Origin of the sequence: Phocaeicola sp. (assembly GCF_048170425.1) — a bacterium.
GTDB lineage: Bacteria > Bacteroidota > Bacteroidia > Bacteroidales > Bacteroidaceae > Phocaeicola.
This window is the reverse complement of sequence record NZ_DBEXBB010000048.1, coordinates 1-10258: the sequence shown is the minus strand read 5'-3', so window position 1 is coordinate 10258 and position 10258 is coordinate 1. Positions and strand designations below refer to the sequence as shown.

The following is a 10258-nucleotide window of genomic DNA, read 5'->3' as shown; positions in this document are numbered from 1 at the left end:
GGTGGTGATTGGACAGATACCAATAATTGGACATATAGTAATCTGATTATTGAGGACGTAGGTACTGGTGAAAAATCAATTTTCCTTTCTCCTGAAGATAAATAATATGCTACACTTTTTGTGCACTTCAAATTTTTACCTATATTTGTAGTGCCAAATAAACCACGTTAGTGTTCCGTAGAGCAACGGTTATTGCTCATGATATTAATGGGCTTTTTTTATGCCCAGAAGACATATTAATTGTAGAAGCCATTTTTATTACTAACGGCTATACGGCTGTCTTTCCCACTACCTTTTTGCTCGCGGGCGAAATCGTGGTTTGTTTGGCGACACGGGAAATGACAGCCGTTTTTCTGTCTATAATGCCAAACAAACTACGATTATGAAAAATCAAATTGCCCGCCCTGTGTCACAGGCGAAATCTGGTTCTACATGGTTAGAACATGAAAACCATTTTATGTCTTCTCTGATGGAAGAGTCCATCACAAACGCGCAAATGCTGATGATTATCCAAGCGCTTTTGTCATTTTCAGTTCTTTCTTGTTCTGTTTTCCTCACTCCGTTGGCCGCATTAGTCTGCCTGGTATGGTTCATTCATTCTTTACGTCTTTGCAAGGAAGGAGGTTTGAAATGAAATGGTTCGTTAATTATACGTTTTCTTATGCTCCGATTAATGCGAAGGCTAAAGAGTTAGGTCAATGGGTAGAGTCTTTTAATTATACATTATTCCCTGATGACCTGTCAAAGGATGCTTTTATCGAAGAAGCACGATTGATTATGGACACACTGAATGATAAATATCCTAAGACCAAACCGTTTGTTTTTGATTATGATGATACTATTGTAAAAGGTCCGATTCGTTTATCTTTTTCTGTAAAAGATGATGTGAAGACTGTTTCCTATATTGACTTGGTGAAGGTTCAGAAAGAATTCCGCTTTAGTGAGAAAACAAATGTATTACCAGGAAAGAAAGGAGGTTTAAGATGAAACCTTGTATTGTGCCGGATGCAGCAGTAGATGTGATTCAGAACTGGACAGAACAGGATGGAGCCGCTTGTGCTGTCAGAGAACTTGATAAGGTAATAGATTATTTCATGAAATCACTCAATGCGGATGCAGAAGAAATACTGACTCACTTACGTACGGTTTATTTCGTCCGGAATGAGATTGCAGCTTTTATCCCTGAAGCCGAATCGAAAGGGGGTGAGTCATGAGAGTGGTATATCGTATAGATACGGATAGTAACCTGAATTATGTGTTGGCGCTTGTGCATGAGATTCGCGCTGAAATGGGCCTTGTTCCGGAGCAGATACAAACGAATGACGGCCGTTCAATAACCTTTGACCTTCAGGACTGGAAACTTTTGAATCGTGGAGATATAACAGAAGATGAATATATTACAAGACACGTTGTCACTCAATAAATTGTTGTATCTTTGCATTGGCTTAGAATTCGAACATTTTTTGCAATTTTTTTTTAGCCTCGCTTCGGCGGGGCTTTTTTTGTGTCCTTTTCTCTGGCTTTGTCTGAAGCTAATTTTGTACCAAAACAGATAGTAACTATGAATAGCCAGGCTTCAGACGATATTAAATTACTCTTTATCCAGGAAGAACTTTCCAAATTTGGAGAGGAACTGTGCGATGCACTGTCAGATGCCATCTATAAACAGAAGCTGATAGACTCCGGTTCTCTCCTTGATTCGCTGAATTATTCTTCATTCATGGAAGGAAAGAACCCGGGGCAGCGTGTATCCTTCTTCTCTTACGGTCGTTGTGTCGATATGTCCGGATACAAGAAGAATAAGACCAAAGTAAATACCAATCGTGAAGTGTGGGGAATCCGTGAGAATTCCAAGAAAAAGAACCGTTGGTACGCCCGTAACATGTATGGGGGCCTGAATCGGCTGATAGGGCGTGTCATGTACGGACTATCTGAAGAAGAGATTGCAAGACTTAAAGGTATATTGGAAAATCGTATAAAAAATGAATAAGAAAATCGGAAATATCAATTTCGTGGAGACAGCGGTCGGCACCTATGCCATCCGCATGGATTCCTTTCGTGATTCTCTGACACACCTGTTCGGATCAGCTGTGTCAGACTGGGAGTGTAGCCCTACGACAGTGGCCGGTGTCCGTATCGTGCCCTGGGGGGCAGATAACGACTTGCCTTCATCTGTGCGTAACCTGCTCGAGAAAAACAACCTGGCACCAGGTATTCTTTCTCGAAAAGTTGGTTTGTTATACGGTCAGGGGCCGATGTTGTATCGTGTGGGTATCGAGAATAACGAACGCGTCCAGATGTGGACTACCGACCCGGAAGTGCAGTCATGGCTTGATAGCTGGGATTATCGTCGTTTCATCCGGGAATCATTTACCGAATACAACCACCTGAACGGGGTATTCGTCAAGTATGTGTCCGCACGATCCGTCCGTGTAGGACGTCCGTGGATACACAGCCTTGAGTGCTTGCCGTCTAAAGACTGCCGCCTGTGCTGGCCAGAGAATGATGAGAGATACCTGAATTCTGTCACACATATCCTGAACGGGGATTTCGATTTTTACGGAAGTCAGAAATATGTCAAATATCCGGTATTTGACCGACAACGGCCAGCAAAGCACGAAGTGGCCGTGAAATACCATTGTTTGCGGAGCTTTGGCCGGAATATGTACGCGATATCCTCCTTCTTCGGCTCAATGCCCTGGATGCATGATGCCAATTCGCTTCCGGAGATAATTGAGTACCTGAATAAAAATATGATTGCGGCAGCATACGTAGTGCATGTTCCGGAAGAATATTGGAATAAGAAGGCCGAACAATACCGTGCGAAGCATCCGGAGCTAACCGATGACCAATTATATCTTCAGATGGAGAGTTTAAAAGACCAGTTGTCGCGTGAGCTGGCCGATGTGATGGCCGGGAAAAACAATGTCGGTAAATTCTTCATGACGACTGATTACGTAGACCCTTCAGACGGCAAGACTCACCAGTTCCAGATAGAACCCATTGAGATGAATATCGACAAGTACATTGAGGCACTGACCAAAATATCACGTATTGCCGACTCGAGCACGACAAGTGGGCTGGGGTTGAACCCTTCGCTGGCCAACATCATCATCGACGGGAAGGGTGATTCCGGCTCCCAGATGCTCTATGCCCTCAAACTGTTCTACGGTGCGGATACGCAGATACCTGAAGACGTATGCCTGGAAGCGATTAATGACGCCATTCATATCAATTTCCCGGATAAAAAGGATTTGTTTTTGGGTATCTACCGCAAAGTGATTAACAAAGAAGATAATGTAACGGCCTCCGATAGGGCCACAAACCAGGTATGACTATGAAAGAGGATATAGAATTCCCTGAATGCTGGGAAGAGGTACAGCCGGCTGAATTCGCTTACCTCCTGAAGCTGCGTATGCTTCTGATACTGACTCCTAAAGCTCTTTCATTGACTGATGTCAAACGCTTGTGGTGTCGTTACGTCCTTCGCCATCGGGGCCTGAAATCGAAACGGAAGGATTATTATCTGTTGGTGAACAGGTTGGCCAAGACATTGGACTGGCAGTGGAGGGTAGACGAAGAGACCAATACCATTGCCCTTACTTATGACTCAACGGTTAATCTGATTCCTTCCTGGTCCGGATTCTGGGGCCCTGCATCGCATGGGGCAGATTTGACTTTCGGTGAATTCCGATTTGCCGTAATCATGATGAACGAATACACTCGTACACATGATGTGGCTTATCTTAATTCATTGTGTGCGATTTTATATCGGCGCAAAAAAGACGGTAAACGTGTACAGTTTTCTTCGTCGAAATTGGGCAAGGCTGCAAAAGATATTGTGAATATGCCGGACTACTTAAAATGGGGTGTGTATTGCTGGATGGCCAGCTTTTGCGAATTTCTGTTCAATGGTACGTTTATCCTGGATGGCTGTGAAGTCTGTTTTGCCTCCATCTTCACTTCATCTGGGAAGGATAACACGCCGGAACAGTCGCTTGGTATGAACTCGATACTGTTCTCTGTAGCGGAATCGGGTGTATTCGGCGGTATTGAAGAGGTCGACAATACCCAGTTATTGAGGGTATTGCTCAAGTTATTGGATGACAAACAAAAAGCAGATGCTATTCTAAAATCAGCTAAAAACCATGATATTCAATCTTAATAAACAGGGCGCAGCTGAATTGCGCCGGATGACCGGCAACTATTATGTCGGTAACGATTTTTCGGCCATAGAAATGGACATCGAGGATGCTACAGATGAATTAATCCAGGTGATTGGCCGGGCTGTATACGACAAGGCCGAAAATGCTTATCTGAAGGGTGAAGGTAACGATCAGGTACGCTTGGTTCAGCTGGTGCAGCGGCCTATTGCATTATTGGCCACACTGCATTACTTCCAGCGTAACGATGTCAGTCATGAAGACAGTGGCCGCAAGGTGAAGCTGTCTTCCGACGGTACCGACAAAATCCCCTGGGAGTGGCAGCTGGACCGTGATGACAGTATCCACCTGCAGGCGTATTACAGTGCGGTGGAGCGATTGATTCGCTGGCTGAATGAATCAAAGGATGCAGATTGGCAGAAGTCTGATGCATATCGTAATGCGGCTGGCCTGCTGATTCGTTCCGGACGTGAGTTTGATTCCTATTTTCCTATTTCACAGTCCGAACGGATGTATATTCTTTTGCTTCCCTTCCTTCGTGAGGTACAGATTGCCACCGTGGCGCCTTCCTATGGTGAAGGGTTTGAAACGCTTTTGGAATCAGCCCCATCTGATGTAAGGTATGCGGCATCTAAGGCATTGGCCTTGCTTACTATGTCGGTGGCATTGCGGAGAATGCCCCTTCAGCTTATCCCTTATTCGGTTGTGCAGGGATTCAATGCGGCTAACGGGATGGCCGATTCACAGCCTGCATCGCTGGCCGATACCCAGCGGATGGCCGCCATGCTCGAGGCGGATGCGGCCGACTGGCTGGAGCGCATGAGACAGTTACGTGACGGTACTTCAGGTGAAGACATTCCCCTGCTACCATCTAATTCTAAAACTAATAAGTATTTCAGAGTATGAATGTGATTCAAAGACCGGGCGCTGTCGAGCTGGCTGCCGACATGCCCGATTACATCATTGATACGGATTCTACTATCACATTTGCGGTGCAATTCAACGGGCAGACGATACTGTCTGAAGAGTATGTGCCGGATGCGGCATACCAGGTACGTGTGCGTAAGCTGGGCCGTTTCTGTGCAAAAGCTTTGTGGGGTTTGTGGCCGACAGGTAGAACTCTTTTTCAACAGAAACTATCAGGAACTTTCAGTTTCCTGATTAATGGAGTTAAGGATGCTGATTCCTATGTGCTGTTTTCTCGTTTTGCTTCGAAAAAAACGGCAGATTCTCCGGGCGTTCTTTCTACAATTCAGGATAAAATATCACGCCCTGGTAGTTATGAATATGTAAGTTTCTTCCTTTCATCCGGTCAGAAAATAGACGTAACTATTTCAGATGTGAATGGGGAAGTGAGTTCTGGTACACTTTACACACACGCTGGTGAAAGGGGTATATGCACGCTTGATGCTTCATATTCACGTATTCAGGAACTATTCCCAGGTAAGGAATTTTATTCATATTCGGTTGGCAATATGACATTCCACGTAGACCGTACATCTTACACCGAGAAGTTCGTTTTCCGTTTCCTGAATATGTTTGATGTGCCGGAGACGGTATGTGCGGTTGGCTCCATGGTGTTGAAGGGTTCAGATGACAGTGAAACGGGCTACATGTGGGGTATCGAGCGTAAGTTTGTGGTAAACCCATCAGATGAATATACGGTAAATTCTGGTGCAATATTACTTCAGGCGGATTACAAGTTATGGCATGATTTCGTTGGTGCGCAACAGGTGCAGATTTTGGTGGATGGCACCTGGTATGATATTGTGATTACGGCTAATAATTTCGAACGTGATTTCCGGAAAAATGTGCTGAAGACGGTGGAGTTCTCTTTCCGCTTCGCTGATCCGGACAACAACAGAGTATTATGATAGATATTAAGGCTTTTCGTGAATATATCAGCGAGCTGGTATATGAAACCAATCAGGAGTTGGAAAATAAGATAGAACACATCGTACTTTCGGTGAACGAGTCGCACATGACCAAAAAGTTGCAAAATAAATCCGGTGTATGTTTGTGTGTAAGTTATCCGGATGCGCAGGCGGTCGGTGAATCCGATAATGCGAAAGATTCTCAGCAGGCTTTCATCTTCGTATGCCAGCGTGTTTCCCCTGGACAGTTGGATGAGGAAGGTGAGTTGGCACTTTATAGTGAACTTCAGCATATCATGCTTGTTTTTCGTGATTTCTTGCGCGGAGCGGAGAGTGATTGTGTTGATATTATTCCTGAAGAATCATATAAGATTGAATGGGAGTATCAGATATTCGGAGGGTTGAACGGGCTTTCCATGGGACTTAAATTCACAAACTATGACTAATTTATACATAGATGGTATTGCGGTTGTGCTGCCTTCAGAGTTTTCCATTACAGTAAAGCAGGAAAATGCGTTCTTCACCAAAAACGGCGAATATACGTATGACATTGAACTGTCTCTTCTTGTTCCGGAGAATGCAAAGCTGTACGGTTTTTTGAACCGACTTAACATTACCGACCGTCCGTCCACTAAAAGAAAGGCCGTACTGGTGGCCGACAACAGGGTGTATCTGAACGGTACGGAGATTATCACTGGATGGACAGATGAAAGAGTTAGCATTCAGTTGGTGTCTGGTAATTCCGAGTTAAATTATTTTGTTGGTTCCGATGAACTGATTTCTACGTTGGCGATGAAAGAGACAAACCCGGTGGTGAACGGTTCTGTCTCTACTGATTATGTCAAAAAAACATACCCTGATGTAGATTATAACCTGATGATGACATACGACAGCCTGCATCAGGTGGATAAAAATATATGGCTGTACAGACTCTACAATAACGATATTAATAATCCTTATGCCGGATACATCGTGCAAAAGGAGAACATTCAGCCTTATGATTATATCCCGCAGCCTTATCTGTGCGCATACATGCGTGAACTGCTGAAGGCTTTGGGATATACACTTGAATATAATGCCATAGAGGATACTCCATATAAGAGTGTTTATATTGTACATGTATGCGAAACATACAAATGGAATGAAATGTTACCTGGGTGGACGGCTAAGGATTTCCTGCAGAATATAGAAACCATGTTTAACGGCTCTTTTTTGATAGACCATCGTACCAAAAAAGTCTCATTTCTTCTTAACGTATCTTATCTTCCTAAGGTTCGTAATGTGCACTTGCAGAATGTAGTTGATGCTTACACGGTCGAGGTAGAAGAAGAGGAAGAGTCGGATGCGGTTAATTCTACGATAAAATATAAGTTACCATCTTCCGAGTATTATAAAATGCGATGCCTTCCGGATGTGGTGAAAGAAGCAGCTAAGCATAAAGTAATAGATGAAGGCTTGTTCGCATTTTTTGGGAAACCGGAAAATCAGGTGACGGACACGATTTTTGATTATCAGTCAGTGAATCGGAAGATTATCTATTTAGAGGGTAGTGGTATCATGTCTAACCTGGAAATGGTGGATGAACTTGCATCATTGGTGCGCGAAAATGCGGAGTCTGAATTGGAGTTGGAATTTGTTCCTGCTGAATTGACTGAACGGGCATTTTACATGGAAGGAATTGACCCTGGTGGCTTTTATTTTGGTCAATATTACATCCCTAGCGTATCAGTTTCGGATGATGAACCAGATGAAACCACTTATGATTCTATTCACAACATGGTGAATAATTTATCTGAGAAAACAGAAAGTAAATCTAATATTTTCCTGGCCTTTTTTAGAGGACTTAATCCGGTTCAAATAGGTGTAATGCCTGCTAACTCATATCCGTTGGCATTTATTGACCGATTTTTCCCTACAACAAGTTGGCCGGCTACGCTCCCTTCTGATTATCCGACATTCAACCTTGTTGAAATGGAGAAGTATTTCTACAGCAATGCGTATAAGATAGACCGGAAAAACGCGATAAAGATAACTTGCTATGATAGCAATTTATATCCGGCCAGTTCTGTATTCGAGATATTCAACCGACGTTATTTGGCAAAGGAAATAGAATACACCATAGGGCCGAACGGTCGAACTCAAGCCTGGACTGGAACGTTTTATCCTGCTTCAATTTCTGATACAGAAGTCCAGCAAAGATGGATTCTGTCAGATGGGAAATGGCGTGACGGCGGCGTTTGGCTGGATAATGGCCGATGGCTGGATAGTTGAGTTGATGATTAACACAAACACAATAACACGATATGAGCTTGAAAATTGATAGGGTGCAGCTGGAGATTGTGATACAGCAAGACCAGGCACGGCAGAAAATGATTGAACTGGAGGAGAGAATGCGGTCGGCCAACCGTGAACTCCAGAAGACAAAAAAACAATTCGGTGAAACATCTGAGGAATATAAAAAACAGACTGAAGTAATCAAGCAGCTGCAGCAGGAGTATGATAACCTCTATGAGGAGATAGGATTGACTAACTTGTCGTTGCGTGATTTGGGCAAAAGACAGAAGGATTTAAACGCAATTCTTCGTCAGCTGAATCCCAATACGGAACTGTACAAACAGTATTCCGAGCAGCTGAAGGAAGTCAATAACCGGATAAAAGAACTTCGTGGTACAGCAAATGAGACTCGTTTCAGCCTGTCTAAGCTGACCGATGGTTTCAATAAATACGGAGCCATAGCGGCCAGCGCGATTGCCGGATTAACCGGTATCACGCTGACCATGCGCAGCTGTGTGAATGAATACGCCGAAATGGAGGAAGCACAGTCGCAGGTTATTAAATATACCGGGCTGACTAAAGATGAAGTGAAAGAGCTGAACGAGGAGTTCAAGCAGATGGATACCCGTACGGCCCGTACACGGCTGAACGAGCTGGCAGGGGATGCCGGGAAACTGGGTATCTCTACCAAGGAAGGAGTAAAGGAATTCGTCGAAGCGGCCGACATGATTAATGTTGCCTTGGGTAAAGACTTAGGTAAAGAGGCTATAAACTCCATAGGGAAATTAGCTAATATGTTCGGCACAGATGACCGCTCGCTGAAAGAGAATATGCTGGCTGTCGGATCTGCAGTCAATTCTGTAGCACAGAATTCTTCTGCAGCAGAACCGTACCTGGTTGAATTTACCGCCCGTATGGGTGGTGTCGGTAAACAGGCTAACATGGCAATTACCGACATCATGGGATTTGCTTCGGCTCTTGACCAGAATATGCTTCGCTCGGAAATGGCTTCTACGGCACTTTCCGGATTGATTCTTAAACTGTATCAGGAACCATCCAAATACGCCCAGTTGGCCGGACTTCAGGTGGAAGAGTTTACAAAACTGATGAGTGAAGATGTGAACGAAGCGGTACTTACCTTCCTGGAAGCACTGAACCGTATGGGCGGTATGGATAAGATGGCCCCGGTTCTTGACAAGATGAGCCTTTCCGGAGCGGAAGCCGCCAGCGTGATTTCAGCCCTTGCCGGAAATGTGGAAAAGGTACGTAAGGAACAGCTGGGAGCCAACCAGGCATTCGTGGAAGGTACTTCTGTCGTGAACGAGTTCAGCGTACAGAACTCCACCGTGCAGGCAGAATTAGACAAAGCAAAAAAACGCTTTGCCGACATTCGCGTAGAGTTGGGAGAGCAGTTGCTTCCCGTCATGAAGTACATGGTATCCACCGGTTCTCTGACAGTGAAGGGACTGAGTGCCGTTGTGTCTGTACTGATGGAAAACAAACGTGTAATAGTGACTGTTACTTCCGCCATCGCGGCGTATGTACTTGTGGTAAAAAGTGCTACTCTGGTAAAGAAAGGATACACGTTGGCTACAAAGGCCGCCACCGTGGCAACCAATCTGTTCAACAAGGCTACAAAAGCAAGTCCTTTAGGCATTACCATTTCCTTACTTACGGCTGCAATTACGGCTTTTGCTCTGTTCCGTAAAGAAACGGATAAGAACACAGATTCCCAAAATAAACTGAACGATGCATTGCGACAGAATGCGGATGAACTGAAGAAATTCGATGATATACAATCCCGTAATTCGAATCGGGATAAATTGAATAAAAGACAGCTCCAGCAACTTAAATCTGATGCTCGGGCTGAGTTGGAGATTATCGAAGACAAGCTGGCTAAAGAAGAAATCGCTTATCGTGAACATTATGAGCGTGAAAAGAAAAAAG

Annotated in this window: 11 protein-coding genes; all 11 read left to right on the top strand. The window is 44.3% G+C overall.

Translation table 11 applies throughout. The features are described 5' to 3' along the window. The first annotated feature begins 382 nt into the window (after window positions 1–382). Window positions 383–634, top strand: a complete 252-nt coding sequence (locus ACMJ0U_RS02085) for a hypothetical protein (protein WP_417127850.1) — start codon at window positions 383–385, stop codon at window positions 632–634. Next, window positions 631–987 (top strand): hypothetical protein, encoded by a 357-nt coding sequence (locus ACMJ0U_RS02080; RefSeq protein ID WP_417127849.1) that lies wholly within the window; start codon window positions 631–633, stop codon window positions 985–987. Before ACMJ0U_RS02085 ends, ACMJ0U_RS02080 begins: the two co-directional genes overlap by 4 nt. Next, entirely contained in the window at window positions 984–1214 is a 231-nt protein-coding gene (locus ACMJ0U_RS02075) for a hypothetical protein (RefSeq protein WP_417127847.1), read from the top strand. Before ACMJ0U_RS02080 ends, ACMJ0U_RS02075 begins: the two co-directional genes overlap by 4 nt. 347 nt (window positions 1215–1561) lie before the next feature. Beyond that, window positions 1562–1990, top strand: a complete 429-nt coding sequence (locus ACMJ0U_RS02070; RefSeq protein ID WP_249087488.1) for a hypothetical protein — start codon at window positions 1562–1564, stop codon at window positions 1988–1990. Next, a complete protein-coding gene (locus ACMJ0U_RS02065) occupies window positions 1983–3335 on the top strand; it encodes a hypothetical protein (RefSeq protein WP_417127846.1) in 1353 nt (450 codons plus the stop codon). Before ACMJ0U_RS02070 ends, ACMJ0U_RS02065 begins: the two co-directional genes overlap by 8 nt. A gap of 2 nt (window positions 3336–3337) precedes the next feature. Beyond that, window positions 3338–4165 (top strand): hypothetical protein, encoded by an 828-nt coding sequence (locus ACMJ0U_RS02060; RefSeq protein WP_417127845.1) that lies wholly within the window; start codon window positions 3338–3340, stop codon window positions 4163–4165. Then, the gene (locus ACMJ0U_RS02055) at window positions 4149–5069 is read left to right on the top strand and encodes a DUF6712 family protein (protein ID WP_417127843.1); all 921 of its coding nucleotides are present in this window, start codon (window positions 4149–4151) and stop codon (window positions 5067–5069) included. The genes ACMJ0U_RS02060 and ACMJ0U_RS02055 overlap by 17 nt, the downstream gene beginning before the upstream one ends. Then, window positions 5066–6037 (top strand): hypothetical protein, encoded by a 972-nt coding sequence (locus ACMJ0U_RS02050; protein ID WP_417127842.1) that lies wholly within the window; start codon window positions 5066–5068, stop codon window positions 6035–6037. The genes ACMJ0U_RS02055 and ACMJ0U_RS02050 overlap by 4 nt, the downstream gene beginning before the upstream one ends. Continuing rightward, window positions 6034–6483 carry a hypothetical protein gene (locus ACMJ0U_RS02045; RefSeq protein ID WP_304205127.1) on the top strand — a complete coding sequence of 150 codons (450 nt, stop codon included), beginning with the start codon at window positions 6034–6036 and terminating at the stop codon, window positions 6481–6483. The genes ACMJ0U_RS02050 and ACMJ0U_RS02045 overlap by 4 nt, the downstream gene beginning before the upstream one ends. Then, on the top strand, window positions 6476–8308 hold the full coding sequence (locus ACMJ0U_RS02040) for a hypothetical protein (RefSeq protein WP_417127841.1): 1833 nt from the start codon (window positions 6476–6478) through the stop codon (window positions 8306–8308). The genes ACMJ0U_RS02045 and ACMJ0U_RS02040 overlap by 8 nt, the downstream gene beginning before the upstream one ends. 32 nt (window positions 8309–8340) lie before the next feature. Continuing rightward, on the top strand, window positions 8341–10258 hold a 1918-nt coding region (locus ACMJ0U_RS02035; protein WP_417127840.1), incomplete at its 3' end, for a phage tail tape measure protein.

Coding starts and splice junctions, on each gene's coding strand:
- ACMJ0U_RS02085 (WP_417127850.1), top strand. CDS start 383: ATGAAAAATCAAATTGCCCGCCCTGTGTCACAGGCGAAATCTGGTTCT.
- ACMJ0U_RS02040 (WP_417127841.1), top strand. CDS start 6,476: ATGACTAATTTATACATAGATGGTATTGCGGTTGTGCTGCCTTCAGAG.
- ACMJ0U_RS02080 (WP_417127849.1), top strand. CDS start 631: ATGAAATGGTTCGTTAATTATACGTTTTCTTATGCTCCGATTAATGCG.
- ACMJ0U_RS02075 (WP_417127847.1), top strand. CDS start 984: ATGAAACCTTGTATTGTGCCGGATGCAGCAGTAGATGTGATTCAGAAC.
- ACMJ0U_RS02045 (WP_304205127.1), top strand. CDS start 6,034: ATGATAGATATTAAGGCTTTTCGTGAATATATCAGCGAGCTGGTATAT.
- ACMJ0U_RS02055 (WP_417127843.1), top strand. CDS start 4,149: ATGATATTCAATCTTAATAAACAGGGCGCAGCTGAATTGCGCCGGATG.
- ACMJ0U_RS02060 (WP_417127845.1), top strand. CDS start 3,338: ATGAAAGAGGATATAGAATTCCCTGAATGCTGGGAAGAGGTACAGCCG.
- ACMJ0U_RS02050 (WP_417127842.1), top strand. CDS start 5,066: ATGAATGTGATTCAAAGACCGGGCGCTGTCGAGCTGGCTGCCGACATG.
- ACMJ0U_RS02065 (WP_417127846.1), top strand. CDS start 1,983: ATGAATAAGAAAATCGGAAATATCAATTTCGTGGAGACAGCGGTCGGC.
- ACMJ0U_RS02070 (WP_249087488.1), top strand. CDS start 1,562: ATGAATAGCCAGGCTTCAGACGATATTAAATTACTCTTTATCCAGGAA.